This window comes from Chitinilyticum litopenaei DSM 21440, assembly GCF_000428145.1.
Classification (GTDB): domain Bacteria; phylum Pseudomonadota; class Gammaproteobacteria; order Burkholderiales; family Chitinibacteraceae; genus Chitinilyticum; species Chitinilyticum litopenaei.
The window spans coordinates 20,751-46,179 of record NZ_ATZJ01000034.1 but is presented as its reverse complement, the minus strand read 5'-3'; the positions used below and the strand labels follow the sequence as shown (position 1 = coordinate 46,179).

The 25,429-nt window shown below is 59.1% G+C and carries 20 protein-coding genes and 1 pseudogene; 11 read left to right on the top strand and 10 right to left on the bottom strand.

Annotation, left to right across the window (positions count from 1 at the left end):
• Positions 1-188: 188 nt before the first annotated feature.
• Both C515_RS0112725 and pdxR read right to left on the bottom strand, forming a co-directional pair.
• Positions 189-560, bottom strand: coding sequence for a DUF1801 domain-containing protein (locus tag C515_RS0112725; RefSeq protein ID WP_028455853.1), 372 nt, complete (start codon positions 558-560; stop codon positions 189-191).
• A 216-nt stretch (positions 561-776) separates the two neighbouring features.
• On the bottom strand, positions 777-2,225 hold the full coding sequence (pdxR, locus tag C515_RS0112720; RefSeq protein ID WP_028455852.1) for a MocR-like pyridoxine biosynthesis transcription factor PdxR: 1,449 nt from the start codon (positions 2,223-2,225) through the stop codon (positions 777-779).
• Positions 2,226-2,328: 103 nt separating this feature from the next.
• Between pdxR and C515_RS0112715 the strand changes: the two genes are divergently transcribed.
• Entirely contained in the window at positions 2,329-2,997 is a 669-nt protein-coding gene (locus C515_RS0112715; RefSeq protein WP_028455851.1) for a pyridoxamine 5'-phosphate oxidase family protein, read from the top strand.
• 195 nt (positions 2,998-3,192) lie between these two features.
• Here the strand turns inward: C515_RS0112715 and C515_RS0112710 are convergent, their stop codons facing one another.
• The 3 genes from C515_RS0112710 to C515_RS0112700 all read right to left on the bottom strand — a co-directional run bounded on the left by C515_RS0112710 (position 3,193) and on the right by C515_RS0112700 (position 5,921).
• The gene (locus C515_RS0112710) at positions 3,193-3,705 is read right to left on the bottom strand and encodes an RDD family protein (RefSeq protein WP_028455850.1); all 513 of its coding nucleotides are present in this window, start codon (positions 3,703-3,705) and stop codon (positions 3,193-3,195) included.
• Positions 3,706-3,986: 281 nt separating this feature from the next.
• A complete protein-coding gene (locus C515_RS0112705; protein WP_028455849.1) occupies positions 3,987-5,396 on the bottom strand; it encodes a PhoH family protein in 1,410 nt (469 codons plus the stop codon).
• A gap of 66 nt (positions 5,397-5,462) precedes the next feature.
• On the bottom strand, positions 5,463-5,921 hold the full coding sequence (locus C515_RS0112700) for a peroxiredoxin (RefSeq protein ID WP_028455848.1): 459 nt from the start codon (positions 5,919-5,921) through the stop codon (positions 5,463-5,465).
• A gap of 191 nt (positions 5,922-6,112) precedes the next feature.
• Here C515_RS0112700 and dcd point away from each other — a divergent pair, with 191 nt between their 5' ends.
• The 3 genes from dcd to C515_RS0112685 all read left to right on the top strand — a co-directional run bounded on the left by dcd (position 6,113) and on the right by C515_RS0112685 (position 7,844).
• A complete protein-coding gene (gene dcd, locus C515_RS0112695; protein ID WP_028455847.1) occupies positions 6,113-6,688 on the top strand; it encodes a dCTP deaminase in 576 nt (191 codons plus the stop codon).
• Between the two features lie 72 nt (positions 6,689-6,760).
• Positions 6,761-7,114, top strand: coding sequence for a carboxymuconolactone decarboxylase family protein (locus C515_RS0112690; RefSeq protein WP_028455846.1), 354 nt, complete (start codon positions 6,761-6,763; stop codon positions 7,112-7,114).
• A 70-nt stretch (positions 7,115-7,184) separates the two neighbouring features.
• Positions 7,185-7,844 (top strand): hypothetical protein, encoded by a 660-nt coding sequence (locus tag C515_RS0112685; RefSeq protein WP_144290453.1) that lies wholly within the window; start codon positions 7,185-7,187, stop codon positions 7,842-7,844.
• Between the two features lie 88 nt (positions 7,845-7,932).
• Here C515_RS0112685 and C515_RS20910 read toward each other — a convergent pair whose 3' ends face one another.
• On the bottom strand, positions 7,933-8,712 hold the full coding sequence (locus tag C515_RS20910; protein ID WP_051304904.1) for an RNA methyltransferase: 780 nt from the start codon (positions 8,710-8,712) through the stop codon (positions 7,933-7,935).
• 94 nt (positions 8,713-8,806) lie between these two features.
• Between C515_RS20910 and C515_RS0112675 the strand changes: the two genes are divergently transcribed.
• The 3 genes and pseudogenes from C515_RS0112675 to C515_RS0112665 all read left to right on the top strand — a co-directional run.
• Positions 8,807-9,589 (top strand): inositol monophosphatase family protein, encoded by a 783-nt coding sequence (locus tag C515_RS0112675; RefSeq protein WP_028455844.1) that lies wholly within the window; start codon positions 8,807-8,809, stop codon positions 9,587-9,589.
• Between the two features lie 643 nt (positions 9,590-10,232).
• Positions 10,233-13,115, top strand: coding sequence for a ribonucleoside-diphosphate reductase subunit alpha (locus C515_RS0112670; protein ID WP_028455843.1), 2,883 nt, complete (start codon positions 10,233-10,235; stop codon positions 13,113-13,115).
• Positions 13,116-13,810: 695 nt separating this feature from the next.
• Positions 13,811-13,993, top strand: a pseudogene (locus C515_RS0112665) (adenosine deaminase); the annotation flags it as partial.
• 237 nt (positions 13,994-14,230) lie between these two features.
• Here the strand turns inward: C515_RS0112665 and C515_RS23585 are convergent.
• Complete coding sequence (locus C515_RS23585; protein ID WP_144290452.1) at positions 14,231-14,575, bottom strand: hypothetical protein; 345 nt, start codon at positions 14,573-14,575, stop codon at positions 14,231-14,233.
• A gap of 53 nt (positions 14,576-14,628) precedes the next feature.
• On the opposite strand from C515_RS23585, the gene C515_RS0112660 reads away from it, so the two are divergent.
• From C515_RS0112660 to C515_RS0112650, 3 genes are read left to right on the top strand one after another with little or no spacing between them, the layout of a single operon-like run.
• Positions 14,629-15,660 (top strand): adenosine deaminase, encoded by a 1,032-nt coding sequence (locus tag C515_RS0112660; protein ID WP_028455841.1) that lies wholly within the window; start codon positions 14,629-14,631, stop codon positions 15,658-15,660.
• Entirely contained in the window at positions 15,657-16,235 is a 579-nt protein-coding gene (locus tag C515_RS0112655; RefSeq protein WP_028455840.1) for a hypothetical protein, read from the top strand. The genes C515_RS0112660 and C515_RS0112655 overlap by 4 nt, the downstream gene beginning before the upstream one ends.
• 43 nt (positions 16,236-16,278) lie before the next feature.
• Positions 16,279-17,409: a ribonucleotide-diphosphate reductase subunit beta gene (locus C515_RS0112650; RefSeq protein ID WP_043649414.1), complete on the top strand. Its 1,131-nt coding sequence runs from the start codon at positions 16,279-16,281 to the stop codon at positions 17,407-17,409.
• A gap of 167 nt (positions 17,410-17,576) precedes the next feature.
• On the opposite strand, the gene C515_RS0112645 is transcribed toward C515_RS0112650, so the two are convergent.
• From C515_RS0112645 to sbcD, 3 genes are read right to left on the bottom strand one after another with little or no spacing between them, the layout of a single operon-like run.
• Positions 17,577-19,883, bottom strand: a complete 2,307-nt coding sequence (locus tag C515_RS0112645; protein ID WP_028455838.1) for an AAA family ATPase — start codon at positions 19,881-19,883, stop codon at positions 17,577-17,579.
• 29 nt (positions 19,884-19,912) lie between these two features.
• Positions 19,913-23,335: an AAA family ATPase gene (locus tag C515_RS0112640; RefSeq protein ID WP_028455837.1), complete on the bottom strand. Its 3,423-nt coding sequence runs from the start codon at positions 23,333-23,335 to the stop codon at positions 19,913-19,915.
• Complete coding sequence (sbcD, locus tag C515_RS0112635) at positions 23,332-24,552, bottom strand: exonuclease subunit SbcD (RefSeq protein WP_028455836.1); 1,221 nt, start codon at positions 24,550-24,552, stop codon at positions 23,332-23,334. The genes C515_RS0112640 and sbcD overlap by 4 nt, the downstream gene beginning before the upstream one ends.
• A 438-nt stretch (positions 24,553-24,990) precedes the next feature.
• On the opposite strand from sbcD, the gene C515_RS0112630 reads away from it, so the two are divergent.
• On the top strand, positions 24,991-25,215 hold the full coding sequence (locus tag C515_RS0112630; RefSeq protein WP_028455835.1) for a DNA-binding protein: 225 nt from the start codon (positions 24,991-24,993) through the stop codon (positions 25,213-25,215).
• Positions 25,216-25,429 lie beyond the last annotated feature (214 nt).

Genomic DNA, 25,429 nt, shown 5'->3' with positions numbered 1-25,429 from the left:
GGGCACCTCGAAAAACCTCATTTTTCAAAAGCCGCCCCTTTAAGAATCAATGAGTTACCGAGCAATTTTTCATGAAAACAGGGGTTTTTCGAGGTACCCAGCCCTTGCAAGCGGCACGCTTGCGCCTTCTTCCTGGCTGATGGCCAGCAGGCTGTCTTCAAGTGGCGTCGATCGGAACACCGGTTGTTTCATCTGGCTTGGCTCGCGCTTGCAGCCGCCAGCGCCAGCGGCAAATACGCCGCCAGTTTTTTCGCCGCAATGTCGTCTATCCCCCGCAGCTTGAGATGCCGTCGCCCCTTGCCGCTGCCTTCCAGCAGGCCGAACTGGTCGTCAATCAGCGCGCCGGCGCCGAATTCCACCGAGACATGCTGGCTGTAGGCAAACACGCCGCCGAATGGCTGGCCGGACGAGGCAAACAGGATGCCGCCGTATTTCACTTCCTCGCTGATGTCCGGCAGCGTGGCGCGCACCAGATCGCGCACGGCCTGGACCAGGACGTAGCGTTCTTCGGAAACCAGGCGCAGGTCTTCGAGCAGGGTTTGTACGGATTTGGCGGCCATGTTTACCTCGGCTTCGGTGGTGGTTGTTCGTAAGATTCAAGCAAACCAGCCTAAAGACGCCGTCACCGGCTGTCAATCGCCCCGGACGCTCGCCAGTGCGCGGCGCCGGGTGTTGCCTGCAGCCTGCATTTACGTGGTCATGCATGGGTATTGGTCTGCAGCCCTTTTGGCGTATTGCTTGTGGCGCTATCCTGTTTTGGGTATGTCCGGATTCAGCTATTTGCCTGCGGCATGTTCGCGCACCAGCCGCGCGAGCGTGGCGATGTGTGCGTCCATCTCGCTGGCGGGGACTTGCGCGTAGCCGAGGATGAAGCCATTGCTGGCGCTGTCCGGAGCGCCGCTGCGGTAGGCGCTCAGCGGCCGGGCGACGAGGCCGGCGGCCAGCGCCTGGCGGCTGATGGTTGCGTCGGGGATGGTCGCGGGCAGGCGGATGGCGAGGTGGATGCCGGACGAGCCGCCGCAGACCTCGGCAAGGTCGCCGAAATGGCGGTGGATGGCGGCGATCATCGCGTCGCGGCGTTCGCTGTAGAGCTTGCGCATGCGGCGCAGGTGGGCGAGGAATTCGCCGTCGCGGATGAAGCCGGCGAGCGCGCGCTGCTCGATTTGCCGCCCGCGCGGCTGGCATTGCGCGAGCGCGGCGTCGACCAGCGGCGCGAGCGCCACGGGCACGACCAGGAAGCCGATGCGCAGCGCCGGGAACAGCGTCTTGCTGAAGGTGCCCAGATAGGCGACCGGCGCATCGGCCACCAGCCCCTGCATCGCCGGCAGCGGCGGCCCGTCGCGGCGGAATTCGCTGTCGTAGTCGTCCTCGACGATCAGCGCGCCGTGCCGCTGCGCGTGCTCGATCAGCTGCAGGCGGCGCTCCAGGCTCAGCACGCTGCCCAGCGGGTACTGGTGCGAGGGGGTGACGTAAATCAGCCGCGGCGGCTCGCGCCAGTCGGCCGCGCCCGGGGCGATGCCGTCGGCGTCGACGGCGATGCCGCGCACGTCGAGCTGCGCGGTGCGCCAGGCGTTCAGCGCGCCGTGGTAGCCGGGGTTTTCGATCCAGGCGATGTCGCCGGCGTCGGCGAACAGCCGCGCGCACAGATCCAGGCTGTGCTGCGTGCCGTCGGTGATGAAGACCTGCGCGTTGTCGCAGCGCACGCCGCGTGTGCCGCGCAGGTGGCTGGCAATCGCTGCGCGCAGCTCGGGTTCGCCGGCGGGCGCGCCGTAGCCGAGGTCGCCCACCGCCGCATCGCGCCAGTGCCGGGCCAGGCGCTTTTGCCAGCGCGCCATCGGAAACTCGGCGAGCGCCGGAACGCCGGGCGTGAAGGCCGCCGGCGTTTCCGGCTCGCGAAACGGCGTGCGGTAGGCGCCGCCGCGCCGCGACAGCACGGCCGTTGCCGTCTGCGCCGCACGGAGGCCGGTGGTATTCAAGGGCAGGGCCGCGACGACGGTGCCGCGCGGCGTGGCGTTGACCAGGCCTTCGCTCGCCAGTTGCTCGAAGGCGTAAACGACCGAATTGCGCGCGATGCCCAGCTCGCCCGCCAGTTGCCGGCTGGCCGGCAGCCGGGTTCCGGCGGCCAGCCCTTGCTGCAGGATGGCCGCGCGCAACGCCAGATACAGGCGCTGCTGGCGCGAGGCGTCGGCAGGCAGGGCGTCGTTGAGCAAAAGCGCATAGTCCATCGCAGTGGTTCCATGAAATTTGGCAAGTGTGGATCTTATGCCGGAACCACCGCGCCGGCTATGCTGCGGGCATTCCATTCCAACCCGCAGGAGAACCGCCACCGTGAGCACCGCCCCGACCCCGCGCACCCGCATCCGCCGCATTCCCGAGAACGCCGTTTACGACCGCGCCGCATTGCATGCCATTCTCGACGATGGCTATCTTTGCCACATCGCCTTTGCTGATGACAGCGGCGCGCATTGCCTGCCGATGGCCTACTGGCGCAGCGGCGAGCATCTGTATATCCACGGCTCGAACGGCAGCCGGCTGATGAAGACGCTGGCCGGCGGCGCCGAGGTGGCGATCGCCATCAGTCACCTCGACGGCCTGGTGCTGGCGCGCTCGGCGTTCAACCATTCGATGAATTACCGCTCGGCGGTGATTTACGGCCGCTTCGAGGCGATCGCCGACGAGACCGGCAAGGCGGCCGCGCTCGACGAGTTCATGCACAAGCTGGCGCCGGGTCGCCAGCACGAAGCGCGCCCGGGCAGCCGCCAGGAACTGGGCGCGACCATCGTCTTGAGAATCCCGCTCGATGAAGCCGCCGCCAAGGTGCGCAGCGGCGGCCCGGAAGACGACGAAAAGGACATGGACATCCCGGTCTGGACCGGCGTGCTGCCCTACGCTACGGTGCGCGCTACGCCGCAGCCCGCCGCCGATTGCCGCATCGACGCGCCGGACTATGTGCGCGAGTGGGCGCTTGGCAGGGACCTTGTTGATTCGCCTCTGTAAGGTATTGAGGTAATGGGCACGAGCCTGCCTTGCAATCAGCAGGGTATCGCGAGCAAGCGCGCCCTCACGGCAATCTGCGCCTTGTTGATCCGGCCCTCTGAGGTTGAAATCGATTGGCTCTCAAGCCGTTGCCAGCTGTAATGCGGAAGTTGAGGCGCCAGAGGGCCGGATCGCTCAGCATCCTGCCACTCAGGTTCAGCCGGCAAAGCTGATCTGCGGCGTGCCCTTGCCGTTGTGTGCCTTGAGTACCAGCGTACCGGCCAGCTTGTCATGCAGGCCCTGCTTGCGCTTGTCCCAACCCACGCAGAAATACCCGATGCCCAGCAGCAGCGCCGACAGGAAATAGCCAAAATAACGCAGTATCGCCTTGCCCAGGGTGAGGCGCTGGCCGGTTCGGGCGTCGACGACCTTCAGCTTCAACAGCATCTTGCCCGGTGTCGCGCCCAGCTGCAGCCAGAAGAGAATGGTCAGTACGGCTGGTAAACCGTAATTGATCACCAGGTCTGCCGGCCCGAGATAGAAGCTTGTGGTATAGAGATACTCGTCTACGCCATAGACCAGCAGGGACAAGGGGAAGGTGATCAGCACAATGGCAATCCCGTCAATCAGCGAGGCAGCGGTTCGCAACCAGAAACCGGCGTAATCATACTCCCGGGTTTCCGCGCTGTTGCTGAGGCTGGCCTGCGGCGCGGCATAGGGATTGTCCATGGTCTTGCTCCTGTATGACCAGTGGCTGGATTGCCAGTAGTGAATGCTGGTGAATATGCTGACTTGATTATTTCAAATTTACTATTTTGGTGTCAATTTTGTGCCGACAAGCCAGGTGCTGATGGAGTCGTGCAGGGTATATTTCTGAAAGGTAATGAGATATTGATTTGGACGGTTATACGGTAAATGGTATGTGGGGGTGCTGAGTTGCCTGCTTGACCAGGTCGCAAAAAAAGCCCGGCAGCAGGCTGCCGGGCCGGTGTTGCCGCGAGGGCTGATGTTTACAGCACTTCCGCCGCATAGTCGGCCAGTCGCGAACGCTCGCCGCGCGTGAGCGTGATGTGGCCGGAGTGATCCCAGTACTTGAAGCGGTCCACCACGAAGGTCAGGCCCGACGAGCCCTCGGTCAGGTAGGGCGTGTCGATCTGGCTGATGTTGCCCAGACAGACCACCTTGGTGCCGGGGCCGGCGCGGGTGATCAGCGTTTTCATCTGCTTGGGCGTCAGGTTTTGCGCCTCGTCGATGATGAGGAACTTGTTGAGGAAGGTGCGCCCGCGCATGAAATTGAGCGACTTGACCTTGATGCGGCTGCGGATCAGGTCACGGGTGGCGGCGCGGCCCCAGTCGCCAGCCTCGCTGTCGGTCTTGTTCAGTACATCCAGATTGTCCTCCAGCGCCCCCATCCACGGCAGCATCTTTTCCTCTTCGGTGCCGGGCAGGAAACCGATGTCCTCGCCGACCGGCACGGTGACGCGCGTCATGATGATCTCGCTGTAGATTTTTGATTCCAGCGTTTGCGTCAGCCCCGCCGCCAGCGTCAGCAGCGTCTTGCCGGTGCCGGCCTGGCCCAGCAGCGAGACGAAGTCGATGTCCGGGTTCATCAGCAGGTTGAGCGCGAAATTCTGTTCGCGGTTGCGCGCGGTGATGCCCCAGATGGAATTCTTCGTGTGGCTGTAGTCCTTGAGGCTTTCGATGGTGGCCGTCTTGCCTTCGACGCCGATGACGCGTGCCTGCAGGGGGGTATCGCCGAGCTGGTAGAGCAGCTGGTTGGGGTGCAGGTCGGGCACGTCGTTGCCCTTGATGCGCCAGTAGCTGCGCCCGCCTTCCTGCCAGCTCTGCAGGTCCTTGCCGTTTTTCTCCCAGAAGGCCTGGTCGATTTCGCGCATGCCGGTATAGAGCAGGTCGGTGTCTTCGAGCACCTTGTCGTTGAAGTAGTCTTCGGCCGCCAGCCCCATCGCGCGCGCCTTGATGCGCATATTGATGTCTTTCGACACCAGGATCACCTGGCGCTTGGGCCACATCTGCTGCAGGTGGTGCACCACGCCGAGGATCTGGTTGTCGGCCTTGCCCATCGGCAGTTGCGCGGGCAGCACGCTGGTGATGGCTTCGGTCTGCAGGAACAGCGAGCCGGTGGCCTGGCCCTTGCTCGGTTCCTCCAGCGGCACGCCGTCATGCAGCGTGTGCTCCTTGCCGGCAATCAGCTCTTCCATGAAGCGGCTGGCCTGACGGGCATTGCGGGCGACTTCGCTCATGCCCTTCTTGTTGTTGTCGAGTTCTTCCAGCGTCATCATCGGCAGGAAGATGTCATGTTCCTCGAAGCGGTAGATCGAGGTGGGGTCGTGCATCAGCACGTTGGTGTCCAGCACGAAAAACTTGGTATTGGCAGGGGTCTTGCGTTTGCGGGTAGCCATGGCCAGCTCCTTGTCGTTATCTGATGGTGCGGACAACAAAAAAGGCGACACCGGGTCGCCTTGTTCTCATTTCAGCGTCTGTACAAACGCCAGCACTTCCTCCACATGGCCCGGCACCTTCACGCCGCGCCATTCCTTGACGATCTGTCCCTCCTTGTTGATGACGAAGGTGCTGCGCTCGATGCCGCGCACCTGCTTGCCGTACATGTTCTTCAGCTTCATCACGCCAAACGCCTCGCACAGCGTTTCGTCCGGGTCGCTGATCAGCTCGAACGGAAATTCCTGCTTGCACTTGAAGTTTTCATGCGACTTCAGCGAGTCGCGCGACACGCCGAAAACCTGGCAGCCGGCAGCGAGAAAGGCGGCGTGATGGTTGCGGAAATCCTGGCCTTCGGTGGTGCAGCCGGGTGTGCTGTCCTTGGGATAGAAGTACAGCACGAAGGCCTGGCCGCGCAGGGCTGCGGGGTCGAAGCAGGCATTGCTGGTGGTGGGCAGGGTAATGGCCGGGCAGGCTGGCAGGGACATCGGATTTCCTTCTGGTTCGACCAGTACCCGTTCAGCTGGGCGCCGTGCCGGGGCTGGCGTGTTGTAGTGCGGCGTGGACTTGCCTGTTTTTGATTGTCGGCAATTGTGTCAGGCACGGCAAGTGCGGGGCGCGCACTGCGCAGGTACAATACGGCAAAATTTCGCCAACCGTATTTCAGGGATGTGACAGCATGAGCATCAAGTCGGACAAGTGGATTCGCCGCATGGCGCAGGAACACGGGATGATCGAGCCGTTCATTCCCGGCCAGATCAAGGAGCGCGACGGCGAGCGCATCGTGTCCTACGGCACCTCCAGCTATGGCTACGACATCCGCTGCGCCGATGAATTCAAGGTGTTCACCAACCTCAATTCCACCATCGTCGACCCGAAGAACTTCGACGAAAACAGCTTTGTCGACGTGTCCGGCAAGGGCTATTGCATCATTCCGCCGAATTCCTTCGCGCTGGCGCGCACCGTCGAGTATTTCCGCATTCCGCGCAATGTGCTGACCGTGTGCCTGGGCAAATCCACCTACGCGCGCTGCGGCATCATCGTGAATGTCACGCCCTTCGAGCCGGAGTGGGAAGGCTATGTGACGCTGGAGTTCTCCAACACCACGCCGTTGCCGGCGAAAATCTACGCCAACGAAGGTGTGGCGCAGGTGCTGTTCTTCGAAGCCGATGCGGATGATGTCTGCGAAACCAGCTACCGCGACCGTGGCGGCAAGTATCAGGGCCAGGTGGGCGTGACGCTGCCCAAGACCTGAGCCGCAGTTCCATCTTTCTCGCTGAGGCCGGTTTCCGGCCTTTGCCGTTTCTGCATGGCAGGGGGCTTGAGCATGACAACCGAATTCAAACCGCTGGTGGCCGACATCAGCAAGAAGCTGCGCGAGTTCGTGAAGGAAATTCCGGACACCTATCAGGGTTTCCAGGGCATGGCGCGCGCCACCCATGATGACGGCGCGCTGTCCAAGAAGCACAAGGAACTGATGGCCATGGCCATCGCCATCTCGGCCCGCTGCAATGGCTGCCTGGGCTTTCACGCCATGGCCTGCGTCAGACAGGGCGTGACGCGCGCCGAATTTCTCGAAATGCTGCAGGTGGCGATCTACATGGGCGGCGGCCCCAGCATGATGACGGCAGCCGAGGCCTTGCTGGCCTTTGAAGAATACGGTGGCGAAAAAGCCGCGTGAGGCTGCGCGGAGTTGGGCAGGCCCGGTGCGCGTGGGATAATGCCCGCCGTTTTCCCTTTCTTCCGACGCCATGAGTGCCCATCACGCCACACGACCTTCCTTCTGGCAACGCTTGCGTCAGCTGGGCGCACAGGGCTATCTGCTGTGCGCCGCCAGCCTGGCCCTGCTGCTGCTGGCGGCCTTGCTGATCGCCGGTGTGAGCCAGTCCGTCGCCCTGCTGCGCGAGCCGCCGCCGGCCCTGCTGCCGCAGGAATTGCCCTATCACGCGCGCATGCCCGGCACGGGCGCCGAAGAAACCGCGCAGGCGCGCAAGCGCTTTCAGCGCAATTTTGCCCGCTGGCTGACCTTCAGCGGCTACAAGGCCCAGGCCACCTGGGATGCCGTCTGGGCCACCTGCCCGGATGATGCCTGCACGATTCCCCCGGCGGCGGGCGGGCGCCTGCTGCTGCCGTTCTCGACCAATCCCGCCTATTTCGAGAAGCAGTTCTGTGATTTTGGCCTGCTGGCGGCCGAACGCCGCGAGCTGGGCGGCGCGGCCCTGCGGCTGGGCGAGGAGGGCTGCCGGATTGCCGATTACGAAGGCTATCGTCTGGCGGTGGCCGCGCGCGAAGAGGCCCGGCGCAGCGAAAAAATGCCGCAGCTGATCTGGACAGGGCTGGCCTTGCTGGCGGCGCTGCTGGGCCTGGTGCTGATCTGGCGCCGCCTGCTGGATCAGCTCTCCAAGCTGTGAGCCGGCCCGGCCAAAAACTGACAAGGGTATTGCCCTGCAGCCAATATGAGTAAAAGGCTGCAAGGCAATACCCTGTGTTTTTGCTGCTTTACTTGCCTTCGTCGAGCTTTTTGGGGGCGTCCGGATTGCGCTCGTATTCCAGCGTGGCGCGCAGAATGCCGCGCAGGATATCCACCTCTTCCTGTTCGGGGCTGGCGCGCTGGTAAAGGCGGCGCAAGCGCGGCATCAGGCGCTTGGGGGCGTAGGGCTTGAGAAAGCCGATCTGCAGCAGCGTTTCTTCCAGTTTCTCGAAATACAGCTCCAGATACTCGTGGCTGGCCAGTGGCGCCTTCTTTTCCAGGTGCGACACGTCATCAAGCAATTGCGAACGCAGCTCGTAGGTCAGCACCTGCACGGCCTGCGAAAGATTCAGGCTGGAGTAGTCCGGATTGGTCGGAATGGTGATCAGGCGGTTGCACTGGCGCACCTCGTCGATGGTCAGGCCGCTGGTTTCCGGGCCGAACAGCAGTGCGACCTCGCCACCGCTGTGCGCTTCCTGCAGCAGCTCGGGCACGAGTTGCCGCGGCGTTTGTAGCGGCTGGGTCAGCTCGCGGCGGCGCGCCGTCATGGCCACCTGCATGGTGGTGCCGCGCAGTGCTTCTTCGACGCTGCTGCAGACGATGGCGTTTTCCAGCACGTCATCGGCGCTGGATGCCAGGGCGCGCGCCACGTCGGAGGGAAATTCCTCCGGGTTGACCAGATAGAGGCGCGTGAGCCCCATTGTTTTCATGGCTCGCGCCGCCGAACCGATATTGCCGGGGTGCGAGGTGTGCGAGAGCACGACGCGAAAACGCGCCAGACAGTCGGTGGACGGACCGGGAGAGGGCATTACGGGGGATTCCAGTTTAAAAAGTTCCAGTTTATTCAAAAGGCAAGGGCGGGTAGAATGGCGGCCAAATCCGTTCTTTCAAGCAGAAAAAGCCATGCATCCGATGCTGAACACCGCAGTGCGCGCCGCTCGCCGCGCTGCTGCCATTATCCAGCGTGCGTCCAACAATCTGGACCACATCACTCCCGAAAAGAAGGGACACAACGATTTCGTTTCCGAGGTCGACCGCGCTGCGGAAAACGCGATCATCGAAACCATTCTCGAGGCCTATCCGAGCCACGCGATTCTAGCAGAGGAGTCGGGCAGCCGCGGCAAATCGGATTATGTGTGGATCATTGACCCGCTTGATGGCACCACCAACTTCCTGCATGGCGTGCCGCAATATGCCGTTTCCATCGCGCTCGAGCACAAGGGCATCATCACCCAGGCGGTGATCTACGACCCGAACCGCAATGATCTGTTTACCGCCACCCGTGGCGTCGGCGCTTTCCTGAATGACCGCCGCATCCGCGTGTCCAAGGTGCGTGAGCTGTCCGATGCGCTGGTCGGTACCGGCTTCCCCTACACCCATTTCAACAACCTCGAAAACTACCTGAACATCTTCCGCGACATGGCGCAGAAGGCCGGTGGCGTGCGCCGTCCGGGCGCGGCCTCGCTGGATCTGGCCTGGGTGGCCTGCGGCCGCTTCGATGGTTTCTTCGAATTTGATCTCAAGCCGCACGATATCGCGGCCGGCTCGCTGATCGTGCAGGAGGCCGGTGGCCTGGTCACCGATCTCAATGGCGAAGAGAAATTCATGGAGTCCGGTGACATTCTCTGTGGCACGCCCAAGGTCTTCGGGCAGATGCTGCAAGTGATCCGCAGCCACCTGAAATAAGCCGTATCCCGATCCGCCAGAGGCCACCCTGCGGGGTGGCCTTTGTTTTTTCCGGGTACTCCCCCGTAACAAGCGGAATGCCGTCAGCGCGGCAGCGGCAAGACCGCGCCATGCCGCCTGGGCCATGAAGCGTCCTGCCTGGGTCGCTACCTCGGCAAGGCACAATCCGTCATCCCCGTGGGACGCCGGCATGACGAGTTGCTGAGCTGGCCGCCTGATCAGTAAAGCCTTCGAGCGTGCTTGCCGAAGCCAGGGCCTCTGCGTTGTTCGCCGCAGGTCGGCCCGCAGGTCTTGTAAGCTTCTGTCGCAAGTCTTTCGCTTGTTGTGAAATTCCAACTGCCAGCCAGGGGCCCGTCTGCCGGGTGGCGGATCGCGCCTCGGGCCGCCGGATGGCGCCTGGCGCATCCCCCGGCAGGTATGGCCGCCCAGCCCTTGCAGTGGTTGGGCTGCGCGCGGATAGCGCCTGAAAAACCATGGCACAGCGGGGCTGGCCGCGCGTTCCGGCGCCTCGTTAGCACAGAAAACCCCGCTTGCGCCACCCGACTCAATACCCTAGTATTTGTGTCAATATACCGGGCGAGGCACAATATATTGTGTTTCTTCACATAAAATCAACATTTTATCCACAGCTGGAGAACCCTGCATGTACGCTACGCTTGAAAGCGCTTCCATGAGCCGCTCGGCCGCTGATCTGGGCAATACCATTGCCTACACCGACTACAAGATTATCCGCCGCAACGGCGCCGTGGTGCCTTTCGAGCCCTCCAAGATCTCGGTTGCCATGACCAAGGCCTTTATCGCCGTGCAGGGCAGCCATGCCGCCGCTTCCGCCGCCGTGCGCGAGCAGGTGGCGCGCCTGACCGACGCCGTGGTGAATGCACTGATGCGCCGCAAGCCCGAAGGCGGCGCCATCCACATCGAGGACGTGCAGGACCAGGTCGAGCTGGCGCTGATGCGCTCGGGCGAGCATGACGTGGCCCGCGCCTACGTACTGTATCGCGAGCAGCGCGCGCAGGACCGTCACGCCAAGGGTGAAGACCTGGCTGCCGATGTGCACCATGCCATCAACGTCAAGCTGGCCGATGGCAGCACCCGTCCGCTGGATCTCGGCCGCCTCAAGGCGCTGATCGCCTCGGCCTGCATCGGCCTGGAAAGCGTCACCGACCAGCAGGCGATGCTCAATGAAACGCTGAAGAACATCTATGACGGCGTGCCCAGCGAGGAAGTCAGCAAGTCCGTCATTCTGGCGGCGCGCCAGCTGATCGAAAAAGACCCGGCCTACAGCCAGGTGACCGCGCGCCTGCTGCTGGACGTGCTGCGCAGCGAAGTGCTCGGCGAGGAAACCAGCCATGAAGACATGGCCACCCGCTACGCCGAAGCCTTCCCCAAGCTGATCAAGAAGGGCATCGAGGCCGAGCTGCTCGACGAAAAGCTCGCGCAATACGACCTGGCCCGCCTGGGCGCGGCGCTCGACTACACCCGCGATTACCAGTTCGGCTACCTGGGCCTGCAGACGCTGTTTGACCGCTATTTCCTGCACATCGACGGCACCCGCATCGAGCTGCCGCAGGTGTTCTTCATGCGCGTGGCCATGGGCCTGGCGCTGAACGAAATCGACCGCGAAACCCGCGCCATCGAGTTCTACAACGTCTTGTCCACCTTCGACTTCATGTCGTCCACGCCGACGCTGTTCAATTCCGGCACGCGCCGCAGCCAGCTCTCCAGCTGCTACCTGACTACCGTGGCCGACGATCTGGACGGTATCTACGAAGCACTGAAGGAAAACGCGCTGCTATCGAAATTTGCCGGCGGTCTGGGCAACGACTGGACGCCGGTGCGTGCACTGGGCAGCCACATCAAGGGTACCAACGGCAAGTCGCAGGGCATCGTTCCCTTCCTGAAGGTGGTGAACGACACGGCCGTGGCCGTCAACCAGGGCGGCAAGCGCAAGGGCGCTGTCTGCGCCTACCTGGAAACCTGGCACGCCGACATCGAGGAATTCCTCGAGCTGCGCAAGAATACCGGCGACGACCGCCGCCGCACGCACGACATGAACACCGCGAACTGGATTCCGGATCTGTTCATGCGCCGCGTCATGGAAGGGGCCGACTGGACCCTGTTCTCGCCTTCCGAGGCGCCGGATCTGCACGATCTGTACGGCAAGGCTTTCGAAGAAGCCTATGTGCGCTACGAAGCCAAGGCCGCCCGTGGCGAAATGAAGGTGGTGAAGAAGATTCCGGCGCTGTCGCTGTGGCGCAAGATCCTCACCATGCTGTTCGAAACCGGCCACCCGTGGATCACCTTCAAGGACCCGTGCAACATTCGCAGCCCGCAGCAGCACATGGGTGTGGTTCACAGCTCCAACCTGTGCACCGAGATCACGCTGAACACCAACGAGAACGAGATTGCCGTATGTAATCTGGGCTCGGTGAATCTGGCCAACCACCTGAAGACCAATGCCGATGGCGCGCTGGAGCTGGATGGCGAAAAGATCGCCCGCACCGTGCGTGTGGCGATGCGCATGCTCGACAACGTCATCGACATCAACTTCTACCCGGTCCGCAAGGCGCGCAATTCCAACCTGCGCCACCGCCCGGTTGGTCTGGGCCTGATGGGCTTCCAGGACGCGCTGCACCAGCTGCGCATCCCGTATGCTTCTGATGCCGCAGTGGAATTTGCCGACACCTCGATGGAAACGCTGGCCTACCACGCCTACTGGGCCTCGACCGAGCTGGCCAAGGAACGCGGCACCTACGCCTCCTTCCGCGGTTCGCTGTGGGACAAGGGCGTGCTGCCGCACGATTCGCTCGATCTGCTGATGGAGGCCCGTGGCGGTTTCCTCGACGTGGATCGCACCGAGCGTCTGGACTGGAACGCGCTGCGTGAACGCATCAAGGAATACGGCATGCGCAATTCCAACTGCCTGGCGATTGCGCCGACCGCGACGATTTCCAACATCGTCGGTGTGGATGCTTCGATCGAGCCGACCTACCAGAACCTGTTCGTGAAATCGAACCTGTCCGGCGAATTCACCGTCATCAACGAAAACCTGGTGCGTGACCTGAAGGCGCGCGGCCTGTGGGACGAAGTGATGGTCTCCGACCTGAAGTACTTCGACGGCTCGGTCCAGCGCATCGACCGCATTCCGGAAGACCTCAAGGCGCTGTACGCCACGGCCTTCGAAATGGATCCGAAGTGGCTGGTTGAAGCGGCCTCGCGCCGCCAGAAGTGGATCGATCAGGCGCAAAGCCTGAACATCTACATGGCTGGCGCCTCGGGCAAGCGTCTGGACGAGCTATACAAGCTGGCGTGGGTGCGTGGCCTGAAAACCACCTACTACCTGCGCACGCTGGGCGCGTCCTCGGCCGAGAAATCGACCGGCCGTGGCGGCGAGCTGAATGCGGTTCCGGTGGATGGCGGGTATGCCGCTGCAGCTCCGGTTGCTGCTGCTCCTGTGGACAATACCCCGGCGACTGATGCGAAGTTCTGCTCGATCGACAACCCGGATTGCGAGGCTTGCCAGTAAGCAGGCGTAGGGCGTATTCGCCGCGCGAGCGGCAATACGCCGGATGAGGGCATATCAACGTGTGCGGCGTAATGCCTTCGGCGATTACGCCCTACGCCGTAACGTGGTGCTCGAGTACGATTTGAACGGTCAACCTGCTGGCTGGATGGATTTTCGTAAGTAGGTTGGGGTGAGGTTAAGCGCCTTCGGCGCGTTGTTTTACACGCCGGTTCCGACCGCAGGGAGTCCCTGTGGGGCGCCCGGCTAACGGGAAGGGGGATTTGTTTCGGCAAATCCCCCTTCACCCCAAAGCCGAGCCCGGTCCGCCGGCCTTCGGGTTCTGCGATGTGCCCCGCAGGAAATCCCCTTGGGGGACTCGGTTTTTCGGGGAAGGAGGACAACTCGGGGCTGCGCCCCTCAGACACGTCCTCCTTCTGATCCCGAAAAACCTGCGCTACTCGGCGGCTTCAGGGCGGGGCGTGCTCATGGGCGGTAGTGGTGGCTGTAGCTTGGGTTGAGTGCTGCGAACCCCAACGGATTTGGTAGCCGAGTAGGGGGCGCAAATCCCTGCGGGATTTTCACACCCTACGGTGTGTTGTTGGGTATGTGGCTGCAGCCATTGTTTTTGAATGCTTGTGGCTTGATGGGTGTTGATGTATTGCGTTATCTCGTCGTTTTCTGTGCCGCTGTGTCGGTGTGCTTAAAAAGGTTTTGCCATGACGAATGATCATCCGCTGGACCAGCTGATCCGCAAGCTGCCAAAAGCCGAGCTGCATCTGCACATCGAGGGTTCGCTGGAGCCGGAGATGATGTTCGCGCTGGCCGAGCGCAACGAGATTGTCCTGCCCTATGCCAGCGTCGAGGCGGTGCGGGCGGCGTACAACTTTACCGATCTGCAGCCCGCGTAGGTACGAATAGCGAAGCGTATTCGTACGGATGTGTGTTTATTTGAGAGAATTTAAGCGCCTTCGGCGCGTTGTTTTACACGCCGGTTCCGCCCGGCTAGCGGGAAGGGGGATTTGTCTCGGCAAATCCCCCTTCACCCCAAAGCCGAGCCCGGTCCGCCGGCCGCCTGCGGCGGCTACCCTGCGATGCTCGGTTTTTCGGGGAAGGAGGACAACTCGGGGCTGCGCCCCTCAGACACGTCCTCCTTCTGATCCCGAAAAACCTGCGCTTCTCGGCGGCTTCAGGGCGGGGCGTGCTAATCGGCATAGGTGGTTGCTGTAGCTTGGGTTGAGCGTAGCGAAGCCCAACGGATTTGGTAGGTACGAATAGCGCAGCGTATTCGTACGCATGTATTCGTACGCATGAAATACATCCGGACGATTACGCTGTGCTAATCGTCCCTGCGTTTTGCTGGGTATATGGCCGCAGCCTTTTGCCTTAAAGGGTTTTGGCTTGATGGGTGTTGATGTATTGGTTTTCTCCTGCTTTTTTCTGCGCCTTTGCGCCTCTGCGTTGAGGTTTTGATTGTGCAGCACGCCGGTTTGCTCCGTGCCTCTGTGTCGCTGTGGTTAAAAAGGGTTTGGATCTCATGAACGAACATCCGCTGGAGCAGCTGATCCGCAAGCTGCCGAAAGCCGAGCTGCATCTGCACATCGAGGGCTCGCTGGAGCCGGAGATGATGTTTGCGCTGGCCGAGCGCAACGAAATCGTGCTGCCCTACGCCAGCGTCGAGGAAGTGCGCGCGGCGTACAACTTCACCGACCTGCAATCCTTTCTCGACCTCTACTACGCCGGCGCCAGTGTGCTGGTCACCGAGCAGGATTTCTACGACCTCACCTGGGCCTATCTGCGCCGGGCGCAGGCCGATCACATCGTCCACACCGAAATTTTCTTCGATCCGCAAACGCACACCGCGCGCGGCATCGACTTTCTCACCGTCATCGAAGGCATTCGCCGTGCGCTGGCGCAGGCCGAAAAGCAGTTCGGCATCACCTCGAAGCTGATCATGTGCTTTTTGCGCCACCTCAGCGAGGAAGACGGCTTCGCCACGCTGGCAGAGGCCATGCCCTACCTGAGCCGTATCGACGGCGTGGGGCTGGATTCCGGCGAGCGCGGCAATCCGCCGGAAAAATTCGCCCGGCTGTTCGCGCGCTGCGCCGAGCTGGGCCTGCCGGCCGTCGCGCACGCGGGCGAAGAGGGCCCGGCCGACTACATCTGGCAGGCGCTGGATCTGCTCAAATCGCGGCGCATCGACCACGGCGTGCGCTGCACCGAAGACCCGGCGCTGGTGGCGCGGCTGGCCAAGGAGCAGATTCCGCTCACCGTCTGCCCGCTGTCCAACCTCAAGCTGTGCGTGGTGGACGATCTGGCGAAGCACAATCTGCGCGAGCTGCTCGCGGCGGGCCTGGTCGCCATGGTCAACTCCGACGACCCGGCGTATTTCGGCGGCTATCTGAACACCAATCTGACCGCCAGTCGGGCCGCGCTGAACCTCGGTGCCGGCGAGCTTATCCAACTGATTTCCAACAGTTTTGTGGCGAGCTGGCTGCCGGAGCACGACAAGACCTTCTGGCTGGCCGAAGTGCGCCGCATTGCCGCCGAAGAAGGATATGCAGCATGAAAACAGCACTGATTGCCGCCGTATTGGCCACCACGTTGAGCGGCTGCGCCGCCGTGCGTCCCGAGGTTGCCGTGAACGGCAAGCTGGAGCCCGCCGCCGGCAAGGGCTACGCCATCCTGGCCGTTACGCTGGACAGCCTGGGCGGCAGCGACAGCCTGCCCGATGCCGGCATCGAGGTCGTCGGCCCACAAGGCCGCGGTTACCTGAGCACCAACGACGCCACCAGCATTACCGCGCCGGGCAATCACCCCGATGCCACCGGCAAGCTGCACGCCGTGCAGCTGCCCGCCGGCGACTACACCGTCACGCAGATGTATGGCAGCTGGGTGGTCGACATCGGCATGATGCGCAGCCGCGAATACGTGCGCGTGCCGCTTGCGCAGCGCTTCAGCGTCAAGGCCGGCGAAGTCGTCTACCTGGGCGACGCGCACCTGTCGCTCAATTACCGCCCCAGCGCCACGCTGAGCAACCAGCAGGGCCGCGATTTCAATTTCATGCAAAAGGTCTGGAAAGTGAGCGACACCAGCAATATTCAGATCAAGCCCTTGCCTGCCGGTGAATACACCGCGCAGTAATCACCTACATGTCTTGTAAACAGATACCTACAGAGGAATACCCATGTCACTGAACTTCGATGATGACGTAATCACCCCCGCCGCCCAGCCCAAGCCGGCCGCCGCCTTCGCAGGCACCCCGGCCGCTGCCACCAGCAGCGTGTCGCACGCCGCCAGCGCCCAGCGCGTGAATGCGGTCGACAAGAAGGTGATCAACGGCACCACCGACGTCAACCAGCTCGTGCCGTTCAAGCACAAGTGGGCATGGGAAAAATACCTGGCGCAGTGCGCGAACCACTGGATGCCGCAGGAAGTGAACATGCAGCGCGACATCGAGCAGTGGAAGATGGGCGCACTGTCGGAAGACGAAATGCGCATCGTCAAGCGCAACCTCGGCTTCTTCGTCACCGCCGACAGCCTGGCCGCCAACAACATCGTGCTCGGCACCTACCGCCAGATCACCAGCCCGGAATGCCGCCAGTTCCTGCTGCGCCAGGCCTTTGACGAAGCCATCCACACCCACGCCTACCAGTACATCGTCGAAAGCCTGGGCCTGGACGAAGGCGAAGTGTTCAACGCCTACAACGAAGTGACGTCGATCCGCGACAAGGATGAATTCCTGATCCCCTTCATCGACGTGCTGTGCAACCCGGAATTCAAGACCGGCACGCTGGAAACCGACCAGCAGCTGCTGCGCTCGATCATCGTGTTCGCCTGCATCATGGAAGGCCTGTTCTTCTATGTCGGCTTCGTGCAGATCCTGGCGCTGGGGCGCCAGAACAAGATGACCGGCGCCGCCGAGCAGTACCAGTACATCCTGCGCGACGAATCCATGCACTGCAATTTCGGCATCGATCTGATCAACACGATCAAGATGGAAAACCCGCAGCTGTGGACGGAAGACTTCAAGAACGAAATCTATGGTCTGTTCCAGAAGGCGGTCGAGCTTGAATACGCCTACGCCGAAGACACCATGCCGCGCGGCGTGCTGGGCCTGAACGCCAGCCAGTTCAAGGAATACCTGCGCTTCATCGCCAACCGCCGTCTGCAGCAGATTGGCCTGAACGAGCTGTTCCCGGGCGCGACCAACCCCTTCCCGTGGATGAGCGAGATGATTGATCTGAAGAAGGAAAAGAACTTCTTCGAGACTCGCGTCACCGAGTATCAGACTGGTGGGGCGTTGAGCTGGGATTGATTCAAGAGCATTTGCTGGATGTATGTTTTTGATAAGGGGGATGCATGCAGTTGAGTGCGTCGGGCGACAGATAATTTTTCATTTACGACGCATAATTTTTCACCCGACGACACGCAATTTTTCAGCTGCAAAAACGCCTCGCGATAGCGAGGCGTTTTTTTGCTTGGTCATACTTCTTCTGCTACCTGAAGCATTTCTTGGTAGTGGGTTGAATCGACCTCTTCAATCCATTTGAAAATTTCGCCGATAACATTTTGTCCTTCTCCCACCAAGTTTTCGGATGAATCTTCGTTTATTTCTATGACGGCAGAGTGGGAGTATTTATTAATAAATCGGTATACCTTCTCTTTCACCTCAGGCGTGATTTCTTTGCTGTCTTTTAAGCCGCGCTCCATGAGTTGTGCGATATCACTTCGATGTTTCGGATACTTGAAACTGAAGAAAGACTCTAGAAGCTTTCTGGCAAGGTTTGCGGTTAAAAATGCTTCGTCTCGTGAAAGAGATGGCTGGTTTGCAAAAGCTTTTAGGCGAGAAAATATGTAATGATACTCTGAGTTGTAATGAATGAGGCTGCTTCCCGCATTCTTAATAGTGGATGAGCGTGGTACTCCTGATGATTCAATTGAATAAAAGAATGCATTTGGAGTCTTTTGTTTTCGAATTCTTCCTCTGTTGACACCCTCAAACCAGTCTCTAACTAGCTTGAAGTACGTGAAATTGTGGGTTAAAACAAAAAGCTGCTTTGCATTTTCACAATTGCTACGCAAAAATGAATAGGCATGAAATAGATGATTTGAGTCGAAACTTGATACCGGGTCGTCGACAACAATTATGCTATCTTCGATCTTATTCCCGTTCTCTTTTATTTTGGTCATGAAGTAGACGAGGGCTATGGCTGTTTTTTCTCCCTCGCTTAATTTTCCATTTGCTGTCTCGGTGTTATACCTAATTATTTCGTAGCCTTTTTTCTGCGAGTTGAATCTGAGGGTTAGTTCCCCTCTTCCTAGAAATCTGTGAAGAGCTTCGTTGAATTTCTCTGCGCCAATCCCTTCATTGGCTAGCGATTGTTCTAGACTATTTATCTCAAGGGCTCTGGTGTCGATTGCCGACCTTAGATTAGAGTTCTTTTCCGTGCGGGCTTTTAATGATTCTTTCTTTTCGTTGTAGCCAAACGATTGAATTTCCGTTGTAGCATAATGAAGTTCTAGTTGTTTTTTTAATTTTGTTGTTTCTGCCTCGAAGTTATCTGTTTTGTGGTTGTGATTCCGCACGATCAAATCTAGTTCTGAAATTGTTTTATTAAAAGACGTGATTGCTGTTGGGCTTATGCTTTCTATTTTGAAATTAGTTTCTAAGGGGTTCTTCATTTTTTCTGAAAGAACATTGCCCCAGGCTTTAATTTCTTCGTTTAGTTGCTTAATTGTATTTGCTAGGTGATCTTTGGCCTTTATGTATGAGTCCTTAAATTCTTCATAAAACTCATTGGCTGTAGGTAGTGGGGGCTCATTGACATATTGAGATGTCAGCCACTCACTCGCCTTTTCTAAGCGCTCTTGAAATAGCTTGTAATTATCGTTGAAGTGATTCTGAAGCTCCTTTAGTCTCTTTTCACTTAGTTTCTCGCCGCAGAATTCACATGTTTCCACTGCATGCTTTTTGTGAAGAGTGAGACCCGATTCAACCCATGTGCTGATGTCGTGATTTTTCTCTAGTCGGTCTATGGTCTGGCTAATGAAGGTAGTTTTGAAGATGTCCTCAAGGCGTTCCTTGGCCTTTTCTAATAGCGATGAACTGATCTCAACCTTGCTAAAACTAACGGCAGGCAGCTTTACGGGCTTGGCTGCATTGGTTATTTCTATTAATTTTTTCTCATCCAGTATTGATTCAATTAAAGCCGTTTCGGATTGATTGTTTTCTATGAAGGTTTCGAACTTTCTCTTGTCGTAGTTAATATAGTATTTATCTGAAGTGTCGATGGACTGAAGGCTTGATTTAATGTGTCTGGCACTGTCTGTGCCGAATTTTTGAAGGGACGTGGTTATCTTGGCTAGCTCACTCAACTCTTTTTCATAAAGCTCTGTGTCAGCCTTTTGCTTTTGTTTCTTCGCATCCAGATCCTCTCTCTCTTTGATCTTTTTCTCGTCCAGTAATAAGATTCTTTTTACGACGCTATTCCAGGCGATGTTTTGATCAATAAAATCTTGATTGAAGGTGTAAATATTGAGGCTGGCGGCTTGTATCTTTTCTGATGTTATATTTGTGCCATCGGCAAGGGTGATGGAAAAGCTGCCGTGAGGAAAATTGGCTGAAATGGACTTGTGTTCGATGCTGGAGAATACAGTTGAAAGAGTAGATTTTCCGCTGCCATTCCATCCGTAAATGAGATTGTACTTGTCAAAGTCGTTTACGCCGTGATTGGATGTTTCATTGAAAATCCCATATTTTGATATTTTTGTGATGCTCTTTATTGACATGATACTCTCCTCTTGTGTTGTATTCGTTTTTACTCTTTAATGCTAATGTAGGAAGTTCCTGTGCCGCCGATGTTCTTGATCATTATTTGCGTGCTTATTCGCTCTTTTAGAGTTTCTATGTGACTAATTACCCCTATCATTTTTCCTGTGGAGTTAATTGTATCGAGGGCGTCCAGTCCTACTTCCAGAGTTTCGGTGTCAAGCGTTCCAAATCCCTCATCTAGGAAAAGCGAGTCAATAGATGTTTTTTGACTAACCAAATCAGATAGGGCCAGTGCAAGTGCCAAACTAACTAGAAAACTCTCCCCCCCTGACAGAGTTCGAGTATCTCTTGTTACATCTCCTTGCCAAGTATCAGCTATCTCTAGCTCTAGCTCGCCAACAGATTTACGTTGCAGCAGATAACGTCCATGCAGCCGTTCCAAATGCCGGTTAGCCAAATGCATCAGGTGGTCTAGCGTTAGCCCTTGGGCAAATTTGCGGAATTTGTCGCCTTCTTTGGAGCCGATCAGGCTATTGAGCCGTTGCCAGATATCTACGTCAGCAACTTGCGCAGTAATTTGCTCGAATAGGGCGGCTTGGTTGTCTCGGCGCTGTGCGTCGTCGCGTAACAGCGCCTGTTGCGCACCTTGTTCTGCGTAAATGGTTTGCCGTTGTGTATCCAGCGCCGTGATTTGTGCATCTAGCTCGACAAGGCCGAGCGGGGAGAGCGCTTGTTCTTGCAACTGGAGCAGCGCAGCATCCGCTGTTTGCCGTACGGCTTGGCTGCGTTCGAGCGCTTGCTGTAGCTGTTGGCGCAAAGCGAGTAGCTGTTGGCGGGTTTCAGCGGGTAGCAGCGCTTGCGCGAAGGCGGCTTGGTCGACAAAAGGGCTGTGCGCCAAAGCCGCTAGCCAGGTGGCTTTCGTGGCTTCGCAATCTTGCTGCTGGGTTTGCCAATCTGCGGCCAATTGCGCTTCCTGGCCCTGCAAGGTTGCGATCCGCGCCGTGAGTTGTTCGACTTGCGCAGCGGACTGCTCCAGCAGTGCTTCACTGGCTGCGATGTCGGCTTCTTTTTCTGGCGCAGGTACGACCAGTTTGTCCCAGCGTGTTTGCCATGCCCCTTTCTGGCTAGCTGCGTGCTCGTTGCGCTGCTGCTGCTTTTGCAGGCTTATGGTTTGTTGTTGCAGTGCATTCTGCTGCGCTTGCCAGCTTTGCCAGTCTTGCTGGCGGCTTTCCAGCCAGCTAGTCATATCGTCGGTTGGGGTAAAGCCGGAATCAGCAATGGCGGCGCTGAGCACCTTCGCTGCTTCCTGCTGGGCTGCTGCATCCTTGGCAATTTGCTGCTCAAGCTCGTTGATGCGCTGGGCAGCTTGATCATAGGTTTGCTGCAGTAGTGCCAATTGCGCGTCTGCTGCTTGTCGCTGCGCAGCATGTGCTGCCTCGCTTTCGCGGGCTTTCACCAGGGCTTGCTGTGCCGTTTCGGTTTGCTCAAGGTTGGCCTTTAGCGCGGCTTCCTGCCGTGCCTTGTCTTCTAGCCCTTGCGTCAGCAAATCGGGTGTTTGCCAAGCCGTTGCTGCTAGCCCTAGGGCGGGAGCCGCTGCATCCCACTTGGTTTGGAATTCTTGTTGCGTTTGAACCAGCCCGGTTAGTGCCTGCTGGTACTGCGCTAGGCGGCCGGTTAGTTGATCGATCTCGCTTTTAATCGCCTGGCCAGCTTCTAGCGCCTGCTGCAGTGCCGTTTCTTTATCCTGAAGTGCGAGCGCGGTGGCCGATATATCGAGCTGCTGATAGCGATGAACGCCGGGGTGTTCGGGCGAGCCGCACAGTGGGCATGCCTCACCGGGTTGCAAGGCCGCTCGGTGGGCCTCCAGGCTCTGAATGCGTTGCTCTTGCTGAAGCAGCTTGCGCTTGTCCTCTACCTGCTCCTTTAGCTGGCGATAGTCATTCCGGGCTGTATCCAAGGCGGCTTGCCGCTCCAGCAATTGCTGGTTAGCCGCCGCAATATCGCTTTCCTGCTCCGTGCATTGCTTGCTGTTCCGGCGCAGTTGCTCGGCCACGGCGCTGATTTGCTGCCAGGCGATCACCTGTTCCTGTGTGTGTTGCCAATGCTCACGCAGCGCTTGCAGTGTGCTGCCGTTCAACTGCTGCTTGAGTTGCTGCTCCGCAGCGGCGACGAGGTTTTGGCTCTCCGCATGGCGCGATTGCGCCTGCTGCTGGGTCTGACGTTGGCCAGCAATCTGTGTAGCGGCCTCGGCCTGTGTTTGGGCTTGTTTCTGCCGTTGCGCCTCTAGGGCTGAGATGGCTTGGCGGGCTTGCTCTAGCTGCCGGTGTTCAACCTGCCAGCCATTCAGCTTTTCCCCCAAAGCGGCGAAGTGGGCGTGCTCGGTCTGCCATGTTTCCAGCTGTTCGACGCTGTCCTTTTGCGCTTGCCAGAGCTGTGCCTCGCGCTCGGCCAATCCTTCGGCAACCAGCTTTGCCTGCCAGTGTGCGGTGATCGCTTGCCGCTGCGTAGCAGCCAGTGTTTCTCGTGCCGTACTCAAGCCAGCTTGGGTGCGCTGCAGGCGGTTGTCAGCGTCTTGCCATGCTTCAAAGGTTGGGCGGATCGCCTCTGCGGGCTCGCTGATTTCCAGCTGTTGCAGTTGTGACTGTGCCGCCTGTAATGCGCCGATGGCGGCGTCTTCCGCTTGCTTGGCACTCAGCGCGGCTTGTTCTGCCTGCGCCAGCTGCAGGCGCCACTGGCGCAGCTGTTGCAGTTGTCCGAGCTCGCTTTGCAGTAAGGCCAATTGCTCCGTGAATTCGGCGATTTGCGTCTGCATCGCTTGGCGCTTGTCGTCGGGCAGCAGCTCTACACCGTCGGCTTTGGCCTTGAGTTGATCGAGCGCGTTCTTCGCATCGCGTGCCTGTTCGAACACGCGCTGCGAAATCTGCCCGTAGATGTCGGTGCCGGTCAGCTCTTCCAGCAGTTCAGCCCGCTCATTGGCTTTTGCGTTCAGGAAGGCCGCAAAGCCACCCTGGGCGAGCATCATCGATTTGGTGAAGCGTCCAAAGTCGAGGCCGGTGATGGCTTCAATGCGCTCGAGTTTGTCATTGCTGTGGGTCGTCAGGATAGTGCCATCACCATCTGCGAGCTCGACCTTGGGAGCCTGAAGTGCACCATCGGCTTTATCGCGCGCACGCCGCTGACTCCAGAATGCACGGTAAATCTGCCCCTTCACTTCGAATTCCACCTCGGCCAGGCAGTCGGCCGTGTGCCGGGTCATGATTTCGTTCGAGGAGGCGGAGATATTTTTGAGCCTTGGCGTCTCGTGATACAGCGCCAGACAGATGGCATCGAGCAGGGTGGACTTACCGGCCCCGGTTGGGCCAGTAATGGCAAACAGCCCGTTGTCTTTGAAAGGTGGCTGGGTGAAATCGATCTTCCACTCACCCTTGAGCGAATTGAGGTTCTTCAGGCGCAGGGTGAGGATCTTCATGCCGACCCCTCGCGCAGCTGCGCCACAATGCCTTGGTAGCGCTGCTTGAGTTGCTGGGCCATCTCTTCAGGTAGTTCTTCCTGTTCCAGTCGTTTGGCAAAGACATCGTCCGGGCTGAGCTCATCCAGCGTGACCTTGGCCTCAGCATGTAGCCGAGCAGCGACTTCGCTGCGATCTCGCCGAATGCGCAGCACTTCAACCGGCAAGCCTTCGGTCAAGGCTTGAATCCGTGGCTGCAGATCAGACAGATAGTCATCGCCTTTAACCGTGACCTCCAGCCACACGGGATGCCCCGGCAGCGCTGATTCCGCTGCGGCCTGGATGGCTGGACCGAGTTCCGCCAAGGTGCCTTTGACACTGGCAAGTGGCTGAAACAGTGGTACAGGGAGGGCTGTGACATGCTGAAACCCCGTTTCGCCCACATCCACCAGTAACACTTCTTTGCGCTGGCCGAGTTCATCAAAACTGAGCGGGATAGGCGAGCCGCAGTAGCGGATATGTTCCAGCCCCCCGACCTTTTGGGGCCGATGGATATGGCCGAGTGCAATGTAGTCAGCTGGCGGGAATGCAGTGGTGGGGAAGGCCTCTAGCGACCCCACATAGATTTCGCGTACCGATTCACTGGCACTGGCACCTACTGTGGTCAGGTGGCCGGTGGCGACAATCGGCAAACGGGTCTCGTATTGGGCTCGGCGTGCTTCTGCTAGCGCATACAGCTGCTGGTAATGGGCGTGGATGGCCTCTTGCAGGCTCAGTTGTTTCTCTTCCGCGCTCTGTCCAGCTTGGCTCTGCATGACGTCGCGGGGGCGAATAAAGGGGATCGCACACAGCAATGCGGCGGGTTGGCCTGCGCGATTCTTGAGCACGAGTAGCTGGCTTTCCAGCGAGTCGGCAACAGCGGGAATGACATGGGTGCCGAGGCGAGCCAGCAAATGCTTGCTCTCGCCCAGCGTCGCCACCGAATCGTGATTGCCTGCCAGTATGACAAGCTGGGCACCTGTGTCGTGCAGGCTGACGATAAGCGCGTTGTAGATCTCCCGCGCATAGCTGGGCGGCGCGCCGGTATCGAAGATGTCCCCAGCGATCAGAACCGCATCGACCTGATGCGCCTCGACCTGATCGACCAACCAGGCGACAAAGGCCTGATGCTCATCTTGTCGGGTCTTACCCATGAAGTGCTGGCCCAGATGCCAGTCGGATGTATGCAATATGCGCATGCTTAATCCCGCACCAGCTGTGGCGCGATACACGAGGGAATGGGTGGAGCGAGGTATGCCAGGCAGCGCGCGGTGTGCACGGTGTGCTGCGCTGATTGGGCATATAGGGCGCTGATGCGGCCCGGTAGAAGCAAGGCGCTATTTGCCTGCATAGACATCCTCCCTACGCTAGCTCTGACGGCTAATCATTAGTTATTGAGCATAGATGCTTGCGGGGCTGTCTCCAAGCCTACGAAACGCGTCATTCCTCGGGTTTTCGGGGCAGGTAGGCTGAATAATATCGGGCGTCTAGATGGCAAACACCAGAACTTGAACAGCCATTTTTAGCTGCCGCCTAGAAAGGTTTGACGATAAAAAACTAATAACATCAACTACTTGAGGCTGTTTTGACGTTCGGGTAAGTTTGTCTTGGAACTTCGTAAATTGGAGGTCACGCACATGACTCGGACCACGGCGGACGTGCTGGAAGAATTCCGTCTACGCGGTATCTCTGTGGCGGAATGGGCGCGCCATAACGGTTTCAATCCCACCTTGGTGTATCAGGTGCTGCGGTCGCGGCATGTCCCGACACGGGGACAGAGCCACCGTATTGCCGTTGCGTTGGGAATGAAGAGGGGACTTTTGGAGCGGGACCTGAGCCTAATGAACCGGGTTGCTCAGTAAGGGGAAGAGACAAGACGCAGATCAAACACTGAACTGAACCCATAAACACAAACGGACCCTTTCGGGTCCGTCTGCGGTTGCGGTATCTGAAGACACCTACAACAGTTCGCACCTGAAGTGTCTTCCGAACGCAGCCCGTCGTCAAGTCACGCCCGTACTTCGGGCGGGCCGCGCCGATGCACGTCTTCCAGATGCCTTGTCTGGCCGTGTTTTG

Bases quoted from the DNA above. Each gene is read 5' to 3' on its own strand.
- C515_RS0112725 (WP_028455853.1), bottom strand. From the start codon at position 560: ATGGCCGCCAAATCCGTACAAACCCTGCTCGAAGACCTGCGCCTGGTT.
- pdxR (WP_028455852.1), bottom strand. From the start codon at position 2,225: ATGGACTATGCGCTTTTGCTCAACGACGCCCTGCCTGCCGACGCCTCG.
- C515_RS0112710 (WP_028455850.1), bottom strand. From the start codon at position 3,705: ATGGACAATCCCTATGCCGCGCCGCAGGCCAGCCTCAGCAACAGCGCG.
- C515_RS0112705 (WP_028455849.1), bottom strand. From the start codon at position 5,396: ATGGCTACCCGCAAACGCAAGACCCCTGCCAATACCAAGTTTTTCGTG.
- C515_RS0112700 (WP_028455848.1), bottom strand. From the start codon at position 5,921: ATGTCCCTGCCAGCCTGCCCGGCCATTACCCTGCCCACCACCAGCAAT.
- dcd (WP_028455847.1), top strand. From the start codon at position 6,113: ATGAGCATCAAGTCGGACAAGTGGATTCGCCGCATGGCGCAGGAACAC.
- C515_RS0112690 (WP_028455846.1), top strand. From the start codon at position 6,761: ATGACAACCGAATTCAAACCGCTGGTGGCCGACATCAGCAAGAAGCTG.
- C515_RS0112685 (WP_144290453.1), top strand. From the start codon at position 7,185: ATGAGTGCCCATCACGCCACACGACCTTCCTTCTGGCAACGCTTGCGT.
- C515_RS20910 (WP_051304904.1), bottom strand. From the start codon at position 8,712: ATGCCCTCTCCCGGTCCGTCCACCGACTGTCTGGCGCGTTTTCGCGTC.
- C515_RS0112675 (WP_028455844.1), top strand. From the start codon at position 8,807: ATGCATCCGATGCTGAACACCGCAGTGCGCGCCGCTCGCCGCGCTGCT.
- C515_RS0112670 (WP_028455843.1), top strand. From the start codon at position 10,233: ATGTACGCTACGCTTGAAAGCGCTTCCATGAGCCGCTCGGCCGCTGAT.
- C515_RS0112660 (WP_028455841.1), top strand. From the start codon at position 14,629: ATGAACGAACATCCGCTGGAGCAGCTGATCCGCAAGCTGCCGAAAGCC.
- C515_RS0112655 (WP_028455840.1), top strand. From the start codon at position 15,657: ATGAAAACAGCACTGATTGCCGCCGTATTGGCCACCACGTTGAGCGGC.
- C515_RS0112650 (WP_043649414.1), top strand. From the start codon at position 16,279: ATGTCACTGAACTTCGATGATGACGTAATCACCCCCGCCGCCCAGCCC.
- C515_RS0112645 (WP_028455838.1), bottom strand. From the start codon at position 19,883: ATGTCAATAAAGAGCATCACAAAAATATCAAAATATGGGATTTTCAAT.
- C515_RS0112640 (WP_028455837.1), bottom strand. From the start codon at position 23,335: ATGAAGATCCTCACCCTGCGCCTGAAGAACCTCAATTCGCTCAAGGGT.
- sbcD (WP_028455836.1), bottom strand. From the start codon at position 24,552: ATGCGCATATTGCATACATCCGACTGGCATCTGGGCCAGCACTTCATG.
- C515_RS0112630 (WP_028455835.1), top strand. From the start codon at position 24,991: ATGACTCGGACCACGGCGGACGTGCTGGAAGAATTCCGTCTACGCGGT.